Here is a 22958-nt window from a genome sequence, read left to right as displayed (position 1 = left end):
AAACAGAGTAAATCATTTACTAAAAAGACTGACTCTTTCGAGTCAGTCTTCAAAAATTATTTTACTTGTTTTTTATCATTCTTATTTCTTTTAATATAAGAAACAAAACCAAGTAATGTTGAAAAAACACCTAACGTCATCCATCCCATTAACGTATAACCTGTTGCAGGTTTATTAGTCGTTGTTGATGATTGAGTGGTTGAATTAGTATTTTCTTCTGGTTTTGGTGTTTCAGGTTTTGAATCATCTGGTTTTGATGTATCCTTTATGAAAGAATTCAAATAACTAATCACATCGCTTTGATTAGTGTCCACAGTTAAAATTAAAGAAATACTTTCATTAGCACTTGTTAATAAAACTGAATATTGAACTTCATTACTTCTAGTTTTCAACATAGATACACTTACTGTAAAATTAGATAATTTCTCAAACATTGATTTAACATCTGATAAACTTGCACCTGTTATATCTAAAATTAACGGTTTATTAACGACTCCTGTTCCTGTTACTGGTTTAATAACCGTTGAATCAATCGCATCTTTAATTGAATCTGGGATGATATAATTTGGTTTTTCAGGTACAACTGGCTCTTCAGGTTTTGGTGTTTCAGTTGAACCATTTGAACTAATCTCGGTTCCAACTGTAATAACAGTTGGCTCTGTTTTATTTGTTGCCATAATACCTAAAAACTCTTCGCTTTCAAGCAATAAGGTTTCTAAACCATTAAAATCAAATCCACCCTTTTCATTAATCGTTGGATAGTTTTTCATATCCACATTTTCAAACCAACTAGATGGAACAGATTCCCCATTAATATTTTTACCATCAAGATAGTTAGTTTCACTTGCTAAACTTGACTGTCCAGTCAACTTAATATCATCTACTTTACCACCGTTATAAGAAACAAAGTGATCTAACTTATAGTTTGTTTCTTTATAAGATGTATATAATGAAAGGTTTGTTCCACCGTTATTAAATGAGACAGTATTATAAACTTGAACGTCTGGTCCGCTGTTACTTGTAACTCCTTTAGCATAGTTGTTGAATGAAATACTATTTCTTAGAATGTGATTCCCCGGCATACTTTCTCCACCAAGTTTAAATCCATTTCCTTCACCCACCACTGTTTTCTCAGGATCTGTTGTCAAGTATCCATTTTCATACGCAATTGAAGACTCAACAACAACTTGTCCGATGCTTCCTGATGTTGATTTAGCATATAAATCCCAACCATCATCAATATTGTTATGAGAAATACAGTAACGGAAAATATTCCCAATACCTGCCGTGATTTTAGCTGCAAACCCATCTGCATCATTAGCATTAGCATCCATGTTGTCATAAGACTCAACACTTTGTACTAAGTTATAGCTTGGCCACATACTCTTATCTTCAGAAGCCGAGCCACTAATTTGTACTCCTGTCGTTCCATTTTTATAGACTTTCAATTGTTCAACAATATTATGATTCCCTTGAATTAATAATGGTTTTGCATTATCTTGTGAATTACAAATTTCAAATCCAAAGAAGTGCCAATAGTCAGCATTAATAGTAAATCCACCTTTTGGTGATTGTGATAAATCAATCACCACACGTTTACCAGGTTCGGCCATTAATGTAATCATCTCATCAGCTGTTCCGTCATGTCCACGGTCAATCGTAATGGCTTCTGTCAAATAATATGTTCCTTCAAGTAAGACAATTTCCTGTCCCGGTTGAGCATACGCAACTGCCGTATAAATATCCAGTGGATTTTCTTGACTTCCCTCTCCATTTTTGCTTCCTGTTGTTGAAACATATAATGCATTTTCGCTAGTTCCAAATGACTGATAATCAACACTTACATTTAATGATATTGGTTCTAATGACGAAATTTGTTGATGACTTTCAAACGTCGGTTGGTCTATACTTGGTACAAATTCTACTGAAAACTTATTCGTTCCTTTATCTAAAGTTAATTCTTTCAAAATACGTTGTGAACTTTCTAATGAAATATTTTGATATAGAATATTTCCTTTCTCATCTTTAATCGTTGCAGTTCCGGCTACATTTGAACGTAATGATAAATCATAATCTGCTTTTGATGTTGTTTTCGTTGTATCACTAGAGATAGTCGGTGTAATATACTCAACCGGTCGCTCAAGTGCTGCATCATCTTTATCAGGAGATATAACTGTTAAGTTAATATCTGAAACCGTGACTTGAACTCCTCGTGATGCCATGACTCCAACATATAAAGTATCCTCATTTTGTACAGTTAATAGTTCATTATCATAATCATAATAAATGACTTCATTCGTTGTATCATTATTCAAAATAGCATGATATCCCGTATTTGATTTACGAAGAGTTAATGTGTAAACATCCCCTGCTGTATAGTGAGGCTTAGATGGATCTGGGAATTGATTCTGATTAAAGTTCCAATCAAAGACTGACGTATTAATTAACTGACGATTACTTGATGGTACTGATGCTCCTTCTTCATAACCTGTAACAAAACGTCCCCCTGGAATTCCGTTATATGTCGTTGTACCATTCTTATAACGCGCAAACACAGCTCCAGCAGAGTTATAATAACGTGCACTTGAATTCCCTGTCACAAGACTATCCAGGGCTATAACTCCAAATCCAGATTGTCCATCATAAGTTTTTCCGCCTACAGTTGTTGCATCAACTTTAAATGTAGCCGTAAATGTGAAATTTTCACTAGTTGGTAATTCAGTGTAATAGAAAGTCATTCCATCTTCACTATCTGCAATTTTACCATTTGAAGCTGCAATCGTCACACTTCCATCTGTATTTTGAGTGACAGTTCCTGATGCATTTGATCCTACGTTCCCACTTTTCCATTCAAATTGTTGTTCTGGAATTTCAGTATCATTCTTCACTTCATAAAGTTTATAAATATTATTTTGTTGATTTTCATCAATTGGATTCCAGTCACTAGTATAAGCATCTAATCCTTCTACGGTTTTAGCTGCACCTTTTGCAAACACGGTTTCAATACCAATAGATGTAGCCTCTTCAGGTGTTAATAAAGAACGAGTATCTGATAATTCAAATCCTGGTCCATAATTTCCAAATTCATAAAATCTTGAATCCTTCGCTAATGAAGTTGAACTCATATCATCCCACCCTTGTGTTGTGATATGACTACCTAAATAATTATTAATATAAATAACTGATGGAGTTACTGTATAAGTCGCACTACTTGGTCGCCAAGGTCTTCCTAAAGAAACTGATTCATCACGAATATCATCTAATCCAATTAATTTTGAATTAATCACTAAATAACCATATTCATCTCTATCCCAGGTACTGGCTGCTGTAACATAGCCATTACTTACACCATTCGGAGATTGACGATTATAAGATGCAATTTCACAACTATTAAAAATAGCTTGTGCACGTCCAAAGATAAAGTCTACGTCACCTTCAATATAGCAATTATAATAATATTGACGCGCTGCAGATTCTTGACTACTCGTGTTAGCTAATAGTGTATCTTGATTTCCGATAAATCGAACATTAATCAACATACTTTGGTCAGCTTGATTATGAAAAGCTACTGCTTGTTCATTAGCCTCACCTTTTTCAACAAATGAGTTTTCAATTGTAATATTTTCTGCACTGAATCCAATCGCCTTTGCTTTCACAGTAACACTTGCACTACCACTAGTTCCATATTTAATTCCTGTTTCAGGATTAATTGTTCCATGAGCAGCATCATATGTCCAAATTGTTTTTTGTGCATCTTCTCCGATAATACTAATATAAGGGGATTCAATGATTGCTTTTTCTTTGTATACTCCATTTTTAACAAAAATAGTGACACGTTCTTGATTACTAGATGAAACAGAATTTACAGCTTCTTGAATACTGCCATAAGTTGCAATTCCATTAACCTCTTGACCTGCTACACCTTGAAAAGAGGCATCAACGACTTTGTCAATATTTTCTTCAGTAAGATAAACAAGATTATATGTTTTCAATGTTGTTTTACCATCTGATGTTGTGTGGTAAATCTTAATCTCATTTCGACCGTAATCTAGTTTGAAGATTTGCTCAAATAACTCACCTGCTGCTTTTGAAGCAGAGTCAACTAAAACCTCACCATTTTGTTCAATCTTAATTGTTCCATCTAAATTAGTTGATCCTTCTAATGTAATATGTGATGTAAACACGGTATCATTTGGTTCTTGTACCATATTAAATTGTGCAGCATCTTTTCCATATTGAAGATTCAGAGGATTACTGTTATTTGGTAAGCCTGCAATAGCTTGTGAGTCATGCCCCGCTCCTACTGCATTTTTTGCCGCTATCTTATAATAATAGGTAACAAAATTTTCTACATTAGAATCTGTGTACATTAATTCACTCGATTCAATAGTTGCAATTTCTTCATAGATACCATCTTTTTCATTTGAACGCTTGATTATATAATGCGTGGCTTCATCAACAGCATTCCACGTTAACGTAACATGTTGATCACCACTCATTGCTTGAACATTTTCAACTGTTTCAACAGGCATTTCAATCAATTCAGAATCATAGTAAACTTTCTCAGCTGTGGAAATCTTCACATGATCAAATGTTGCTGTAGCAGGCGTGTCACTTCCCCCATTGGCAACAAACATTCCGACATACCATGTATCTGCAGTCATAGAAACAGTTTGTCCTTTAAATACAGTGTTATCACTTGGGAAAGTTGGATCCTGTGAAACATAGTATTTAAAAGAATTACCGCTTTTTTCAATCTTAATATACAACTCTTTATTACTACTATTTAAATCGTTAGAAATAGCTGAAGCTCCTGTTTTCCCGGCTTCCCCATCACGATATCCATAACGATATTGATCTTTACTATGATCTAAATAAAGTGCAAAGTAATCTGCATTAGCACTTGTATTATCCGCGCGTACGACTAATCCAGCTTGCCCCTTATTAGCATTAGTCATATCAAAATCTGCAAGACGTGCAACAATCGTGACGTCACCTTTTACTTCAAAATTAACAAACTGATAACTATCTGTTGCACCCAAATCCTTTCCAATCACATTTCCTGTTCCTGTAATGACAAATTGTTTTAACTCTTTATTAAATACGGCATTTCCATTTCCGTCCGTACTATTAATTACCGTATTATTAAATCCTGTTGGTAAAGAACTAGATTCTAAATTTACAGTTGGTAGCACTTCTTCAAAAACTTCTTCTTGAGTTGAATTTTCTAGAATATCAGATGCAATCTCTACTTCAATTGATTCTTCTACATCAATTACAATTTCATCTTCCTGTAGAACTTCAATTACTTCTTCAGTCTTATCTTCTACCTCATTATCAATCATTTCATTTTCAATAGTTTCACTATCTGTCTCCTGAATGATTTCATCTGCTCCCAGATTAATACCTTCATCGGCAGTAGCTTCAACTCTAATAGTACTTACCTGAAAGTTAGATGTTAAAATTGAAATGGCAAGTATCGCTGATGTTCTTTTTTTAGCTGTTTTCAAATTCACGAATAATTCCCCCCGGATTCACTACTTAAGTAGCATCGTTCATTTTACGAATAGTTTTTCATTTCCTTCTTAATTAACCGATTAAAATTCTTTACTCCCTCCATTCTAATTTCACATTAATTCACAAGATAATAATGCCACACTGTAAACGGTTACGTTGTCGAACCATGACAGAAAAGAGGAAAAAAATTCGCTTTAACGTGCGGCATTCGTATTTCCGAATATAGTAGTTTTCCTAATACACTTTAACCATATTTTGAAGACAGAAAAGTCTACTTTCTTTTATCTTGGCGAAAAAAAGACTGACCCTTTGGAGTCAGTCTTTTAAATTATTTTACTTCTTTTTGACGTTTATTATAAATTACGTATGCTACATATCCAGCAACGATAAATGCAATACCACCTAACATCCATCCCATTACTTGATATCCTGTTTCGGGTTTACCTGTTGATGGGTTTGAAGTCGTTGAATGATTTGTTGAGTTGTCGTTTGAATTATTGTTGCTTCCATCTGTGTTTCCACTATGATTTCCACCTGAATTAGAACCGCCACCTGAAGTGTTAATTAATGAATTTAAATAATTTACAACTTCAGTTTGAGATTTTGAAACTGTTAAAATTAATGAAATAGTTTCACCACTTCTTGTATTTGGAATTAATTGAATAGAATACTGGAATTCATTTGATGCTTCCGCTAATAAAGTGACTTTAACCGTATATCCTTGGAATCCATTTATCATTTCTTCAACATCTGTTAAAGTTGCACTTGATGCATTTAACATTAATGGACTTTCCACTGATCCATTTCCTGTCATTGGTTTAATCACAGCTGTATTAATTGCCCCTAAAATTGAATCAGGAATACTATATTCAGGAACCTCTGGATTTGGAATTTCTGGCGTTTCATCATCAATAACCACTAATTCATCAGTATCGCGAACACGAATACGTGATCCTTCTGGGTCCTCTGCTGATAATCCAACAGCATATAACGTATCTCCTACTGAAATACGTGATTTCCATGAATCAATCTCATCTACTTTACTTCCACCAATATATCCATTGATGAAGACACGAGCTTCTCCACTTCCATCATTAACAAAGATATTTCCTTTTTCAGTATCAATTCGAGTTACTGTTCCTTTCACGGCTACTAATAAACCTTCAGTTTCTTCTAACATACTATCTGCAGTTGACATGAATGTTGGTTTCACTAAGTTAATTGACTCATCAAGAATTTCAACATCTAATGCTTCATTCACATTTCCTAATTGAGTATCACCTTCATAAGCTCCAACCACACCTGTAATACGTACTTTTTGTCCAAGTTTTAATTTTAAATTTGAAATTGGGTGAATCGTAATCCCACCGGTTTCATCTTGTACATAAATAACATCAAAGAACGTTGTTTTTGAGTTAGAGTTCCCAGCAGTCACATAACCTTCGATTGTACGAGTTTCACCTGCTAAATCTGGCATATTATCCCCATCTAGATCAGTATGAAGTTCTTTAATAGGGGTGATTTGCGCTTCTTTCGCTGGCGCTAAATCATTGATTAAATTTGTTACAATCGTACGGTTTGAATAATCATTCTTTGGATTCATTTCGAAATCTGAGAAGAACGTTACACCCGACGCTACTACTTTAGATCCATTTGGTAAAGTTTCAACTGCTAACGCAACCATGTCACCTGGATTTAATGGAGTATAATCGCCTTGTTTATCCGCGTCATCATTCGTTGTAGTCTCATGCCCTTTTACCACAACATCAACATTTGTTGCATCTGCCGGAACTAAAACTGAATTTCCACTATAGAAACTAAATTTATAATCCGTATTTTTTGAATTACCTTGCTCTATTTTTCCAAAATCAATTCCTTTTGTATAGGGACTTTCTTCATTATAATCATCGAAGTATAAACGGTATGCTTGCCCACCATTTTCAACTGGATCTACAACCTGATCATCATTGAATCGAATCGTTGCACCGATTGCCTCTAAAACTTTATTTCCTTGAGCTGCGTTTCCAAACTGACCCGTTTGATCTTTGTAATCAGCTTTAGATGTGATGATTAAATCCCCACCTGCTTCAACAAAGGCTTTAATTGCTACGACCTCTTCATTACTGTAAACAAAATCATTTTCTGGATCTGTAATAATTAAAACATCGATTCCAGTTAAAATTTCAGATGTAATTGTTTCAGTATTAATCTTAACAACTCCACCTTCTTGACCTACTAATTCAGTTACATAGTTCATGTTTCCAGCATAGTTTCCGGTTACGTATCCATTCATCTTACTTCCATCAATTAAAACATGGCTTACTTCACTTGAATCAAATGCTGTAATTTCAATACGCTCTGTATATTCACGAACAGCACCATTAATCGTTAATGTGAGCACTGCTTCGATCACATTTTTCCCTTTTTTCGTAATTGGGAATGTTGCTTTTAAAGAACCATTATTTGATGCTTCAATCATAGCTAATGAATCTGTTGCAACAGCTTCTGTTGATCCATTTACATAATATTCTACTTTAGCATTGGTAATAGCTTTACTTTCATTATTAAATACAACTGTTTCAACCGTTACCTCATCTCCTACTAATAATTTAGATGAGCTTGCTTCCACGTTTGAAATACCTACATTTTCTTTTTCCCCAATCCAGACTGGAGCAGTTACCGCGATATCTTTATCTCCCTGAACCACTTTTACATAATAGTAAGTTGATGATGCATCTGGAGTAAATGTTAACTTCCATTCTTTTTCAGTCGCATTTACATTTGTAACCTCATGAGCAACGCGCCCACCATCTGTGATTAATTGAATTTTATCAATCGTATCTCCAGCATCAGGATCTAATACTGTTACCACTACATTAGCTTCTGATTGCTCAGATAAAATAGACCCCATTGTCGCACCATTTAACTCATATGAAATCTCTAAATTCTCATCTTCTGTTGAATAAACACGACGTTCACGAATCGCTTCATATAGGCTTTCACGTGTTAACTCTTCCGCTTCAATTACAGTACGCGCTGTATTTGCATTTCCCCATAACCCTTTATGGTTATCTTGGTTATTTGTTGGAGCAACGTGCCATCCTTTATCTAACGCACGAGTATAATACTCATAAGATGGGAAATGTCCACTTCCACGAATCGGTCCATCACCATTCCCTACTTCAATCAATGTAATTAATTCATCCACTTGTTCATCATAGAATCCAAAGTCTACGAAATCACCAAATGTTGTTCCAGGATGGTTAAATTGTGAAACTGATTGTTCTTGCGTTTTTAAGGCATTATAATACGATTTTAAATCCATTGCTGCATTTGTACGCGTCTCAAACCCTGGTGTATTGAACGTATTCATATGTCCATACTTCCCAGTACCCGCTGACCAAGTCATTTCATAAGCATATAATGCTGTAAACACACCATCTTCATTATACTTATCAGCCGCTGCTAATCCTGTATTCCACTTCGTACTCATTGATCCATCAGCAATACTCGCTTGTGTATCATTATCAAATGAGTTTGAATGATCAGTTACCGCTAAGAAATCAACTTTTGCTTGATTTTTAGCATACGTATAAGCTTCATCGATTGTTCCTTGACCATCTGATAAATTTGTATGAGAGTGTAATTGTCCAAAATATAAATTTCGAGCAACATCAGCAACTTTAAAGCTCCACTCTTTTTCGACGGCATTTCCTACTTTATCTTCTAACTGTAACTTAATCGAATAAGTTCCATTTTCTAATTCTTTTTCAACTTGGTACGTTACCTCAGTTTCAGTAATTGTTGCCTTTTTAGTTACTTCTTCACCATTTAAGAATAACTTCACTGACTCTGTGTTAATTCCTGAACGATCAGAATATTTAGCAGAAATTTTAGGTGTTTTATTTTTACCTAAGTTTGCATTATCTGCTGGAGATAGACTCGTAATAAGAGGCGCAACCTTATCTAAATCAGAAATTTTAACCTGATATGTATCAGTCTGTGCTTTATTTCCTTCAGCATCTACTGCTTCAATATAATATTCCATTCCATCTGTTGATAAATCAGACTTAGAAATCGTGCCTTCATATAAACCGTCCACTAAAGCCATCTCAATTGTTCGGAACTTTTCAGTCCCTGCAACACGATAATTTAATGTTACTTTAGCAAGTTTACGATTATCTGATACATTGGCTTTAACCACTAAATCATAATCAAGATTTCCTTCTGCTAGGGCCGTATGTTCAATAACAGGTAATTCTGTATCAGGTTCTTTATCCTTTAATGAAGTAGCTACTAATTTTAAGTCATCTAATGAAACATTCATTTGACCTTTAGTCGTTACAACAACTTGTAAACGAGTCGCATTAGCTGGTACCTCTAACTCATGCTTCACAGCACTTCCAGTAATTTCACTAATCTCTGCTAACGTATGCCAAGTAGTTCCATAATCAGATTGATATTGAACCGCTAAAACTGTTGTTCCTGAAGCTTGAGAAGAATTTCCCTTCACAGTTAAGTAAAACTTTGCAGTATCACCAAGTCCAAACTCTTGCGTTTGAATAAAATGATCCTTTTGGTTCATCTTCAGTGCAGGTCCACTATAAGTTTCAGTTACATTTGTACTCCAACCATCAGCTAACGTTGGGAAAGAAGAAAATCCTTCATCAAAAACAACGATTTCTTCCACAACTGGCGTATTTTCTACAATGATTAATTTTTCAGCTACTAAACTTGGGTTAGCAGTTGATGTTGCCGTTAACATTGAACGTCCTTCAGCATGAGTTGTTATTTTTCCTTCAGGTGTTACAGTAATAACATTCTCATCAGTTGAAGCATACGTTACTTCTGTTTGTGTTGTATTTTCTGGTTGATACTCAACTTTTAACGTTGATTCAACCCCCACAGCAAGCTTAGAAGCTCCTGTTAGAACTAAACCTTCTAACGGAACAACATCTGGTGTTGGCTCACTTGGTAATTCTGCATCAGTAGAAGTAGATGTTGTTGTGACTTTAACATCATCAATCATCACATTCCCAACCACTTTATTAATCATAAATTGAACTTGTGTCACCGTTTGGGCAAGCTCAAAAGTTAATGTTTGTTTATCTTGAGAAATAACCTCTGATAAAATAGTTTCCCAAATCCCATTATTAAGAACTTTAACAACAAGCTCTGAAGAAAAATCACCATTATTTCCATTACCTTTTGCGACAAAAGATAACGTTCCTACATTATCTAATACAAACATCGGTGTTGTTAGTGTTTGTCCATTACTTCCAAGTTTAACAGATGGCGCAGCTAATCCACTATTTGAGATGTTATTATAGTTTGGACGTTGTCCATACGCATTTTCCTCTAACCACCCACTCGGCATTTCATTTATATAGTTATCAAAACCTTCTGATAAAACTACTTTCTGTACCGCCACTTCTTCCGCATGAACAAAGTATTTCGGTGTAGGGATTACAAATCCCGTTGTTGCGATACTAACAGCTAACACACTGTTTAATACCTTTTTAAAAATTGTTGTCCTCATAATATCCTCCATATTACTTATTTTCTGAAAATAAAAATGGCCTTTAATATTTTCAGATTTATTTCCATTATAACAATTTTTTGGAAAAAAATAATTAATTTATTGTTAAAAATATAAAAATTTTGTCATAATTTAGTAATATTTGTATAAAAAAAGTTGATTATCTCTAATCAACTTTTTTCATTTTACATAAATATGCCGTCACAACCACTGTAATGGGAACCGTTATAACAATTCCAATACTTCCTGATAATCCTTGAATTAATTCTGTGCCTAACACATCTAAGTTAACTAACTGTTTTTCACTAATTGATGCAGTAAAAATCAAAATCATCGTTGTTAATGATCCACCTGCTAAAGCTAAAATTAACGTATTCGTCATTGTACCAATCATATCAGTTCCAACATTCATTCCGCTTCGGACTAATTCTTTAAATGTTAATTGTTCATTTACTGAGATTAATTCAAATAACGATGAAGAAATTGACATCGCAACATCCATGACCGCCCCTAGCGATGCAATTAATATCGCTGCTAACATTAACCCTTTTATTTGAAGTTTACTAGTCTCTGACACATAGAGTAAAGCCTCTGTATCTTGCATCGTTCCACCTGATAAATGCGACCAATTTCCAAACAAATAGGCAATAAGAGTTGCAATTAAGACACCTGATAACGTTCCAATAATAGCAGCCAATGTCTTCTTATTAATTCCTGAAACAAGTCCTAATGTTACAAAGGTACTTAAAAAGACTATAATGGTTGCCGCTAATACTGGGTTCATTCCGTTTAACATTAACGGTAGCATTAAAAAGATAACACAAGTCCCAGTAAATAATAATGAAACAATCGATTTTACACCCTTTAACTTTCCAATCCAAGCAACTAATACAAAGAAAATAATCGCCAATATCACAATGACATGACTACGCTTATACGTATTTGTTGTTAAATCCATAATTTCGCCATCTTCTAGATAAGCTCCAACTATAATATCTGTACCTTTTTTAACCACTGTATTATATAGACGGCTTACATAATTTTTAAAAACATGTTGTTCTCCCGAATATGGCCCTTCGGTAATCTGAACCCGTATATTTTGTAATCCGACTGTGAATTCTCCTGTATAATTATCAGGTCCTAACTCTTCATCTATCACTTCTAAAACCGTTGCTTCATAATACTGAATATCCCGATTTAATCGATTAGGTAGATATCCTCCTTGAAAAATAGAATCCGATACAACGACAATGACAAAGCATGCTAGCAATGTCAAAATAATGGGCATAATCTCTTTCACCAATTTCTTCACAATTAATCCTCCTAGCTATAATCCTCACATACCTCTCCATAAAAAAAGGAATGTTGTTCATAATCATTATACAACATTCCTTTTTTTAACAAAATATTACATTATTATACAATTTTTTTATTCAGCATTTAACCACTTATCATTTTGCATGAAAATTGGTTTACTTCCACCATCGAATACATGATTCCCATAAAGAGCCGTTAAATAGGCTTTGAATTCATCTATATTGCTATATTTTGAAACAATGTAGGGTTCCATTGAGGCCACCTTTTCTAAAAATAAATATCCATCATCTGTTTTAATTAAAACACCCGTATGCCCAATAAATAGTGATTTATCCTCGTTGTAATTTAAGAAAACACTGATAATTGAAATATTATCGTCCGTCTCAAACTTTATCCCACGATTTTTCCATTCCTTTTGAATTTGTTTAACATGAAAACTTTGATCAGTCGTCTCTTTTGTTGAAATCGCCGTATAAAAGTTATGATAGGCACTTGCTTCTTCATCTGTAAACTGAATATTAGGATTTTCTTTAATAATCTCTTCATCAAATATTAAATTATTCATTTCGTCTGAGATAACGTCTTCTGTATCTATTTTAATTAGTTCCTTCATTAAGTTAAAAACTGTTAATCGGCAATTTTGATCTAAATAATCTGTTTGATTATCCCATTGTTCTTGAATATATGCATAATCAATCGATAAGTCAAAAAGATTAATTGTTTCAAATCCTACCTTCGTGTCTAGCGTATCCACAGCTAGTTTATTAAAATGATTGACCGATGTAAAAAATGAATTAATAGCTGACTGAGAAATACCATTTTCTAATAATAAAGCCGAAACTTTATGTTGAGTCTCGTCATCATTTAAGAATGAGTATGTAAAGGGGATAGATTGTTGCACTTCCGTACTTTCTTCTGATATTGATTCTAACTCTACTTTTTTAGAACTACATCCTGTAACTAATACAATAGCTGTTCCTACTAGTAAGAAATATTTCTTCATACTAAAATCCTCCACTTATTTAAAGTCTGTTTTATTATTTACCTATTAGACGCAAACATCAAGAAAAAAGTTTTAAAATACTAAAAAAGATTACTGAAATCAGTAATCTTTTTTTAGTATTATTTATGTTTTACCCAACCAACGGCAACTGCTCCTGGTCCCCCATGAACAGCTACTACTAATGAAATTGAATAGATATTAATTTCATGATTTGGATAAATTTCTTGTAATTCTGTTTGAACTGTTTTTGCAGCCTCTTCATTCCCAATATGCATCACAACTAATTGATAATCTTCTGTTAACTGTGCCTCTTTTGAAATTTCAATTAAACGCTTTAATGCCTTTTTAAACGTGCGAATCTTTTCAACAGCTTGGAATGTTCCATCAGGTTGAATTTGGCAAATAGGTTTAATTTGTAGTAAGCTACCTAATGCTGCTTCAACATTTGATAAACGTCCACCTTTACGTAAATTAGTTAAATCATTAATAGCTGCGTAAAATTGATTATTTTCACGAATCATTTCTAAGTATTCTAAAATTTCTTGAGCTGACGCTCCTTCTTTAGCTTTCATTGCTGCATAAACAGCAAACATACCTTGTGTATAAGTAACAGTACGTGAATCAAATACGTGAATATGCTCAGGGTTAACCATTTCTGCACATGTTAAAGCTGTTTGATGACTACCACTTAATTGACTTGAAATGTTAATATGAATAATATCTTCATACCCTTGTTCAAATAATGATTCATATAAAGCTATCGTTTGTCCTGGAGATGGTTGTGAAGTTGTTGGTAACCCGTTGTAATTGGCACTACGCTCAAGAAACTCCTCAGGAGACATATCAATAAATTCTCGATAAGACTCAGTTCCAAAAACCACCGAAATATAGTTAACATAAATATCTAAAGCTTTTACAGTCTCTGCAGGAATACAACCTGTACTATCAGATACAATCGCGACTTTTGCCATATCATTTTCCTCCCAAATCTAGTTTGCTAATTAAATTTTATATTGATCTGGCATCCAGCAAGCTCCTACGCCTCCGCGACCAAAGTGAATCGCCATAACTGGGCCAATTTCATTTCCTACATGAACTTCTGCTTGATCACCGCAAGCTTCTTCCATTAATTTTTTCAACTCTTGTGCTAACTCTAAATCATTAGAATAAGTAAGGCGAACAATCTGCTTACCAGACTTTTCGATTTCCTCTTTTAAATGTTCTACCATCCATTTTAATACACGTTTTTTTGTACGAACTTTATCCAAAACATCAAGCTGGGCATCAACTAACCCGATAATTGGCTTAATATTTAATAAATTACCGATACTTGCTGCTGTTTTAGATAAACGCCCCGTTTTAACTAACGTATTTAAGTCATCAATGACTAAACAAAGTGTTGTATGATTACGATAAAATTCAATCACTTTTAATAATTCATCTAATGATTTTCCTTCATCGATTAATTGACAAACTTTAATAATAATATTTTCTTCCCCAATTGATGCGGTATTTAAATCGATAACCGAAATACGTCCTTCTAATCCATCTACCATTGTACTAGCAATACGTGCCGCATTAACTGTTCCGCTTACTTTTGGTGTACAATGTAAACTTAAAATATAATCATACTCATCTTTGATTTGCTCATAAATCTGAACAAACACATCAGGTGATGGCTGTGATGTTGAGTATGATGCACCACTATCAATTAGATTAAATAACTCTTTATTATTGATTTCTTTATGCTCTACATAAGTTTGATCATTTACAATAACATTTAAATATCCATAATAAACATATGGATAGCGTTCTAAATCAGATGTCGTTAAATGCGTAAGACTATCTGTTACAATTGCAATTTTCATAATCCACCTCATTATCTTAACTATCAATATTATAACATATTTTATAATGACTCAAATATTCGACTTCATCTTAACGAACGAAAAATAGTTTTATTTTCAAAGCTTTCTGTTCTATTTTAACTTAAATCAAAAAAAAGTCAACTTTTTAAATACTAATCCTCTACTATAATATGAACTTTTCCATTATATTCATGCATTATATTAGAAAATACAAATTCCCTAAATAGTTGGTTTTTAATCTAGAATTCGATATAATTAAACCAAAGAACATGAGGTGATTACATGGAACGTTATTTAATGGTCGCACAAGATGGGGAAAATGAAATCATTGTAGATAAATCTCGTTTTATTTGTCACGTGAAACGTGTTTATAATGATCAAGATGCGATGGAATTTATCAAAGAAATCAAAAAAATCCATTGGAATGCCACACATAACTGCTCAGCCTATCAAGTTGGAGACTTCAACGAAATTCAAAAAGCAAATGATGATGGCGAGCCAAGTGGAACAGCTGGCGTTCCAATGCTTGAAGTCCTTCGAAAACAAGGAATCAAAAACTGCGTAGTCGTCGTCACACGTTACTTTGGTGGAATTAAACTTGGAGCTGGCGGCCTAATTCGTACATATGGAAAAGCCGTGTCAGAGGCGATTAAAGAACTCGGAGTCGTTGAGCGTAAAACAATGAAAACCATGTTCATCAATGCCGACTACACCCTACTTGGTACGATTCAAAATCGCTTAGAAGGAACAGACTACATCTTAAGTCAAGTTCATTATACAGATAAAATTTCAGTTGAAGTTTTAATCGATGTAGAAGCAGAAGAAGCATTTAAAAATTGGGTCATCGACATGACAAATGGAAAAGCAGACGTTATAGCTGGTGAAACATCATTCAGAGAAATTCCCTATCAACGAGAAAACTAAAAAAGACATTATCCACAAACTGGATAATGTCTTTTTTACTTCTGTTTTATAAAATTTTGATACCCAACAAATCCCTGTTCAATCTTATTCGCCCCTGCGTGATAATACGTTTTATCTTTTAAGCGATTCGGTAAATACTGTTGTTTCACGTAATGATTAGGATAATTATGAGGGAATTTATATTCTGTTCCAATTCCCAAATCTTTTGCCCCACCATAGTGAGCATCACGTAAATGTTTAGGAATGTCACCTACATTTCCTATTTTTAAATCTGCTAATGCCTCATCAATCGCAGAAATAGCAGAATTCGATTTCGGACTATTGGCAAGTAAAATAACCGCCTGAGCTAATGGAATACGTGCCTCAGGGAACCCTAGCTGCATCGCAGCATCCGTACAACTCTTAACGATCGAAACAGCTTGTGGATAAGCTAACCCAATATCTTCTGCTGCAATCACCAATAATCGTCTACAAATAGAAGTTAAATCACCTGCTTTAATCAAACGGGCTAAATAATGAATAGCAGCATCAGGGTCACTTCCACGAATCGATTTTTGAAAAGCACTTAACGTATCATAATGTTGATCGCCAAATCGATCATAAGAAAAGCCAGCTGTTACAGTACACTCTCTTGCAACTTCTAAATTTAGAACAAATCCTTCTGTCCTACAATTTGGATACAACGCAATCTCTAATGCATTTAAGGCCCGACGTAAGTCACCATTGGCTACATTTGCAATATAATTTAAAGCTTCCTCTTCTACCGTCAGTGGATACAAATAAAACTCTGACTCTACTAATTCAACCGCTCTCTTCAATCCATCTACAATCTCTTCAGGTGTTAAAGACTTAAACTCTAAAATTGTAGAACGACTTAAAATCGCACTAAAAATCGTAAAATAAGGATTCTCTGTTGTACTCGTAATTAATGTAATTTGACCTGTTTCAATATATTTTAGTAACGTTTGTTGTTGCTTCTTATTGAAGTTTTGAATCTCATCTAAATATAAAAAGATTCCATTCATTCCTTCCAGTGTATTCAAACTACTAATAATTTGTTTAATATCTTCAGTCTTTGCATCCGTCGCATTTAACTTATAAATCTTTTTATTCGATAAACTCGCAATAATATTTGCAATCGTCGTTTTCCCTGTACCAGAAGGACCATAAAAGATTAAATTTGGAATATGATTAACCTCTATTAACTTTCGTAAAATCTGCCCTTCTCCAATTAAGTGCTGCTGGCCAACTACCTCATCTAAAGTCCTTGGACGTATTAAATCTGCTAATGGTTTCATCATGAATTCCCCCTTCCCTTGTATTATGGTTAAATAAACTACAAATTTTCAAATATATAAATTCAGATTATCTTTTCACTACATCCCTCCCTACTAATAGAGGATAAATCTGTAGAAAAAAATCCAAAAATAAAGAGTACTTCAACAAATATAGATTCACTAATATTTTACTTACAAAACAATCATCAACTGCTAGTCAAAAATAATTTTGTTTCGCTATAGAAAAAAAAAGCTTCGGAAACCTCCGAAGCTTTTAAATGTTTTAACGACGACGAATCTTATCAATATGATCTAACATAATTCCTGTTCCAACTACTACACAGTGTAATGGATTATCTGCTACAAAGACAGGAACATGTAACTCATCAGCTAATAAGCGGTCAAGGCCATGTAATAAGGCTCCACCACCTGTTAAGACGATACCTTTATTCATGATATCAGCTGATAATTCTGGAGGAGTTTGTTCAAGAACATTTTTCGCTGCATGAACAATAATACGTACTGATTCACGTAAAGCTTCTTCTACTTCAGTTGATGAAATAGTAATTGTACGAGGTAATCCTGATACTAAGTCACGTCCACGAACTTGTAATTCTTCTTCGCGACCTTCTGGATAAACTGTCGCAACACTGATTTTAATTTCTTCAGCTGTACGATCCCCGATTAATAATTTATAATTTGTTTTAATATAATCAACAATGTCTTGATCAAAACGGTTACCTGCAATTTTAATTGAAGCAGATGTTACGATATCCCCAAGCGATAAAACAGCGATATCTGCAGTTCCTCCACCAACGTCGATTACCATGTTACCAGATGGTTTAGAAATATCCATCCCCGCTCCTAAAGCAGCAATTTTTGGTTCTTCTTCAATGAATACTTCACGTGCACCACATTTTTCAGCAGCTTCACGGATAGCATTTTTTTCAACTAAAGTAATGTTAGTTGGGCAACAGATCATAATACGAGGTTGTGAAAGCATTCCTTTAATGTTTAACGAATTGATAAAATGTTTTAACATCATTTCAGTTGCCTCAATGTCAGCAATAACTCCATCTTTCATTGGACGAACAACTTCAATTTTACCTGGTGTACGACCAAGCATTTGACGGGCTTCTTCTCCCGCTGCAATCATACGACCTGATTGAGCATCAATTGAAACTACAGATGGTTCTTCAAGAACGATTCCTTTACCTTTTTCATATATTAAGACGTTAGCAGTACCTAAGTCGATTCCTATATCTTTAGAAAATAGCATACTTTCCTTCCTCCAAACTAATTTTTCAGTATTAGTATGTCTAAATAATTCATCACTATTTTATATTTTAACACAAATATATTGAACCGACTACAACTTTTCCTTCTCCTCTTTAGTTTTTTCAACAAAAAAAGCACTAATGCTCATTAGTGCTTTTTTCGCTTTTATAAATCACTTAATTTTTTATTAATAGCAGATTGTGGGTCAATTTTAACTTCATCTTTCATAATTTCAAAGTGCACCACATTTCCTGCGTCTGGTTCAAGTTGTGAAAGTCCAGTTGTTCCTAATACATCTCCTTGAGAGACTGAATCTCCAACGCTTACCTTAACATCATAAACACCATTGTAAATCGTTTTCACTCCGTTAGCATGTTCAATTGTCACAATCGTACCTTTTAAGATTTCATCTTTTACCGATGTAACAGTTCCTGTAAGAGATGCTACAACATTAGCAACTTCATCATTTGAACTTTTGAAACTCATACCTTTTGATTCATGGCTATACATTGATTGACCAACAGGATAGTAGAAGAAACTTTGAGTTTGAACATCAGTTTCAACTGTGTCACTATAATAATATTTTGTTACCTCAATGTCTTCACTATCTAATGGAGAACTAATAACTTCACCTAATGCAGCGGCATCTACAGCCTCTGATTGATTATTCATCGTTTGTAATTCTCCATTGTCTGTATAGATTAAATCATTGTTATTCCCATTAGCTGGATTTTGAACTGTTAAGTCTTCCGATGATTGGTTCACATATAATTGAACTCCGGCAAATACAGCAGATGCTCCTAATAAGACTACAAGTGCTAAGCTAATAGGGTCAATACGTTTAAATAATTTTTTGTTTTTTACATTTGTCATTTTTTCTTTTAATTTCATAGTCATCACCTCACCGTTATGATGACCACTTTTTTACTAACTTATTCAATTTTAGGAATTTTTTTCAATAATATTAACATTTTGGTAATAATATTGGAGTATTTCTTGATAGTTTTTCCCTTGTTTAGCTAGTTGATTAGCCCCATATTGGCTCATTCCGACCCCATGACCGTAGCCATATGTCGTAATAAACACTTTATTGTCTTTAAATTCCAAAGAAAAATCACTTGATCTTAAACCTAGTTTTTCTCGAAATTCACGACCGCTATAGACAGTATCACCTACTGAAATCTCCTCTACATTACCTCCATCTGTATAACTTAAGATTTTAAAATCATTTTTTGTAAGACTTGAATCATTAAACGTATTACGTAATGCTGTTAAACTAAATTCAGTCACTTGCTCGTAAGTGGGGGCTGTTAAATCCCACTGACTACTGACACTTTTTAAGTATGGATATTCAACTGACCAATAATCTTCAGCATTTTCTGTATATCCATTGCTAATAGAAAAATAAAATGGAGTAATCATCTCACCATTGTATTCAATGATCTCTCCTTCCGTTTCAAGTACAGCTTGCTTCACTTTAGAATAGTATTTATCAAACTCATCTCCCCAACGTTCACGCATTTGAGATTCATCAAAATAAACTTGATGTTTAACTGTATCATGCATGTAATCTTCAGATTGTAGTTGATTGAGTGTATAAGTCCTTGCGGCAACTGCTTGAGCCTTTAAAGCTTCTAACTCATAGGCAGCTGGCATTTCACCCGCGACAACACCCACGATATACTCTTCAAGCAACAACTCTTCATAACTATTACTCTCTTCACGAAAAACAGTCACAACATTTTCTTTTGAGGCTTCAGTTTCTTGTGAAGAATCTACATTTTGAGTAGGGAGATGCATAACTTTCTCTACAACAGTTTGAGTTGAACAATAGATAATTTGAGATAACATCGGAATTATAACTAGTAATAAGATAAAAGATAAAATTAGAGCTGGTATTTTTTTCATATTCATCACCTATCTATTATGAATCAGTATTTGGTGTACTATTCAACTCTATGCATAGGCGATAAAGATATGACTAAACCATCAGCTTTTTATTAAAAAATTGATTTAAGTAATGTAAAGATATCAATAAAGTAATCAATAAATAATTTTGAGATACTTACGGTTAATACAATATACAAAATAATCACATCATTACGATGAGTCCCTCTTTTAAATAATTTTTCTAGTTGTAAAGACATTAACATCTTAAACACAATGGGTAAGACTAAGATGTACCATATAATCATAAAATAAGCTTGAACATTCATAAAATCCCTCCGATACTAGTTTACACATGCTCTAGTAGTGATAAAAAATAAAAACTATAAAGAAGCTTATAAAAATCATTTTACATCCTATCTGAGTTTATTTAAATCATTTTAATAAATTTCCCGAGATAAATGTAAAAAAATCCCACAATTCAAAATTGAAATGTGGGATTTTTTTATTTATTCAGAAATTCTTTTTTCACCAACTCGTATTTGGTTAAGAAGTTTAACGATTTCCATTTCAGATTTAATTAAATCTTCACGTGTTTTAGCATTTTGTTTTTGACGTTCAGTACGTTCAAGATCCATTTTAGCACGTGCAACATCAATGTCTTCAGCCATCATTGCATCATTTGATAAAACATTAACATGGTTATTAGAAACCTCGAAAATACCATTATCAATTGCAATATATGAACTTTCCCCATTCATATCAATACGTAACTCTCCAACACCAAGTGGTGTCATCATTGGAATATGATTGTATAAAACAGCAAAATCACCGTCAATACCACGTGCAAAGATGCGTTCTGCTTCTCCATCGAATACAAGTTTATCTGGTGTTACTACGCGAACCGTCATTACTGACACAGTACCACCTCACACTATTTCATCTTATTAGCTTTTTCGATTGCTTGCTCGATTGTTCCAACTAAACGGAATGCTTCTTCTGGTAAATTATCATGTTTTCCATCTAAGATTTCTTTGAATGCGCGAACTGTTTCAGCAACTGGTACATAAGAACCTTTTAATCCTGTAAACTGTTCTGCTACGTGGAAGCTTTGAGATAAGAATAATTGAACACGACGTGCACGGTGCACAACTTTTTTATCTTCTTCACTTAACTCATCCATACCTAAGATAGCGATGATATCTTGTAACTCACGGTAACGTTGTAACATCATCTGTACACGACGAGCTACATCATAGTGTTCTTGTCCTACGATGTCTGGTGATAAAGCGCGTGAAGTTGAAGCAAGTGGGTCTACCGCTGGATAGATACCCATTGCAGCAATACGACGCTCTAAGTTTGTTGTCGCATCTAAGTGGGCGAATGTTGTAGCTGGCGCTGGGTCAGTATAGTCATCCGCAGGAACGTATACTGCCTGAATAGAAGTGATTGATCCTTCTTTAGTTGATGTGATACGCTCTTGTAATTGTCCCATCTCAGTTGCAAGTGTTGGTTGGTAACCTACCGCTGAAGGCATACGTCCTAAAAGGGCAGAAACCTCAGAACCTGCTTGCGTGAAACGGAAGATATTATCGATGAATAATAATACGTCTTGTTTTAACTCATCGCGGAAATATTCAGCCATTGTTAAACCAGTTAAGGCAACACGTAAACGTGCTCCAGGTGGTTCGTTCATTTGTCCGAATACCATGGCAGTTTTATTGATTACTCCTGATTCAGTCATTTCATGGTATAAGTCGTTCCCTTCACGAGTACGTTCTCCTACACCGGCGAATACTGAAATCCCACCATGCTCTTGAGCGATATTGTTAATTAATTCCTGAATTAATACTGTTTTCCCTACTCCGGCACCACCGAATAAACCGATTTTACCACCTTTGATATAAGGTGCTAATAAGTCTACTACTTTGATTCCTGTTTCAAGGATTTCAACAGTTGTTGATAACTCTTCAAATTTAGGAGCTTCTTTATGAATTCCTTCATGTGGTGTTCCTGCTGGAACCTCACCTTTATTATCTACTGGTTGACCTAATACGTTGAAAATACGTCCTAAAGTTGCTTCTCCTACTGGTACGCTAATTGCATTTCCTGTATCCACAACTTCTAAACCGCGGACTAACCCGTCTGTTGCATCCATTGCGACAGTACGTACAACACCATCACCAAGTTGCACTGCAACTTCAAGTGTTAATGATTTACGTTCCCCACCAACTTCATAATCAACAGTTAAGGCATTGTAAATAGCAGGAAGATGGTCTAAACCAAACTTCACGTCTACTACTGGTCCGATTACGGCTACAATATGACCTGTTGCCATTTGTAATGAC

Annotated in this window: 14 protein-coding genes; 1 reads left to right on the top strand and 13 read right to left on the bottom strand. The window is 34.2% G+C overall.

Annotation, left to right across the window (positions count from 1 at the left end):
* Nucleotides 1-56 precede the first annotated feature (56 nt).
* From QWC74_RS11630 to QWC74_RS11605, 6 genes are all read right to left on the bottom strand, one after another.
* A complete protein-coding gene (locus QWC74_RS11630) occupies nucleotides 57-5516 on the bottom strand; it encodes a pectinesterase family protein (RefSeq protein ID WP_006784620.1) in 5460 nt (1819 codons plus the stop codon).
* A 329-nt stretch (nucleotides 5517-5845) separates the two neighbouring features.
* Entirely contained in the window at nucleotides 5846-11056 is a 5211-nt protein-coding gene (locus QWC74_RS11625; protein ID WP_006784619.1) for a CehA/McbA family metallohydrolase, read from the bottom strand.
* 166 nt (nucleotides 11057-11222) lie between these two features.
* Nucleotides 11223-12368, bottom strand: coding sequence for a YibE/F family protein (locus tag QWC74_RS11620; protein WP_006784618.1), 1146 nt, complete (start codon nucleotides 12366-12368; stop codon nucleotides 11223-11225).
* Between the two features lie 117 nt (nucleotides 12369-12485).
* Nucleotides 12486-13376: a DUF4300 family protein gene (locus QWC74_RS11615; protein ID WP_006784617.1), complete on the bottom strand. Its 891-nt coding sequence runs from the start codon at nucleotides 13374-13376 to the stop codon at nucleotides 12486-12488.
* Nucleotides 13377-13495: 119 nt separating this feature from the next.
* Nucleotides 13496-14347 carry a DegV family protein gene (locus QWC74_RS11610; protein WP_006784616.1) on the bottom strand — a complete coding sequence of 284 codons (852 nt, stop codon included), beginning with the start codon at nucleotides 14345-14347 and terminating at the stop codon, nucleotides 13496-13498.
* 30 nt (nucleotides 14348-14377) lie between these two features.
* A complete protein-coding gene (locus QWC74_RS11605; RefSeq protein WP_006784615.1) occupies nucleotides 14378-15244 on the bottom strand; it encodes a DegV family protein in 867 nt (288 codons plus the stop codon).
* A gap of 282 nt (nucleotides 15245-15526) precedes the next feature.
* Between QWC74_RS11605 and QWC74_RS11600 the strand changes: the two genes are divergently transcribed.
* Nucleotides 15527-16168: a YigZ family protein gene (locus QWC74_RS11600; protein WP_006784614.1), complete on the top strand. Its 642-nt coding sequence runs from the start codon at nucleotides 15527-15529 to the stop codon at nucleotides 16166-16168.
* Nucleotides 16169-16203: 35 nt separating this feature from the next.
* On the opposite strand, the gene QWC74_RS11595 is transcribed toward QWC74_RS11600, so the two are convergent.
* The 7 genes from QWC74_RS11595 to atpD form a co-directional block, all read right to left on the bottom strand.
* On the bottom strand, nucleotides 16204-17469 hold the full coding sequence (locus QWC74_RS11595) for a replication-associated recombination protein A (protein WP_006784613.1): 1266 nt from the start codon (nucleotides 17467-17469) through the stop codon (nucleotides 16204-16206).
* A 259-nt stretch (nucleotides 17470-17728) separates the two neighbouring features.
* Complete coding sequence (gene mreB, locus QWC74_RS11590) at nucleotides 17729-18724, bottom strand: rod shape-determining protein MreB (protein WP_006784612.1); 996 nt, start codon at nucleotides 18722-18724, stop codon at nucleotides 17729-17731.
* Between the two features lie 164 nt (nucleotides 18725-18888).
* Nucleotides 18889-19614, bottom strand: a complete 726-nt coding sequence (locus QWC74_RS11585; protein WP_006784611.1) for a M23 family metallopeptidase — start codon at nucleotides 19612-19614, stop codon at nucleotides 18889-18891.
* 51 nt (nucleotides 19615-19665) lie between these two features.
* Nucleotides 19666-20631, bottom strand: a complete 966-nt coding sequence (spoIID, locus tag QWC74_RS11580) for a stage II sporulation protein D (protein WP_006784610.1) — start codon at nucleotides 20629-20631, stop codon at nucleotides 19666-19668.
* Between the two features lie 92 nt (nucleotides 20632-20723).
* Nucleotides 20724-20939, bottom strand: coding sequence for a hypothetical protein (locus QWC74_RS11575; protein ID WP_006784609.1), 216 nt, complete (start codon nucleotides 20937-20939; stop codon nucleotides 20724-20726).
* Nucleotides 20940-21119: 180 nt separating this feature from the next.
* On the bottom strand, nucleotides 21120-21521 hold the full coding sequence (atpC, locus tag QWC74_RS11570) for an ATP synthase F1 subunit epsilon (RefSeq protein ID WP_155062175.1): 402 nt from the start codon (nucleotides 21519-21521) through the stop codon (nucleotides 21120-21122).
* Nucleotides 21522-21544: 23 nt separating this feature from the next.
* Complete coding sequence (gene atpD, locus QWC74_RS11565; RefSeq protein WP_006784607.1) at nucleotides 21545-22948, bottom strand: F0F1 ATP synthase subunit beta; 1404 nt, start codon at nucleotides 22946-22948, stop codon at nucleotides 21545-21547.
* Between the last annotated feature and the right edge of the window lie 10 nt (nucleotides 22949-22958).

The sequence above is a fragment of the uncultured Turicibacter sp. genome (assembly GCF_938044715.1).
GTDB classification, from domain to species: domain Bacteria; phylum Bacillota_I; class Bacilli_A; order MOL361; family Turicibacteraceae; genus Turicibacter; species Turicibacter sanguinis.
Note: the sequence above shows the minus strand (reverse complement) of the source record. Positions and strands in the feature narration are given on the sequence as shown.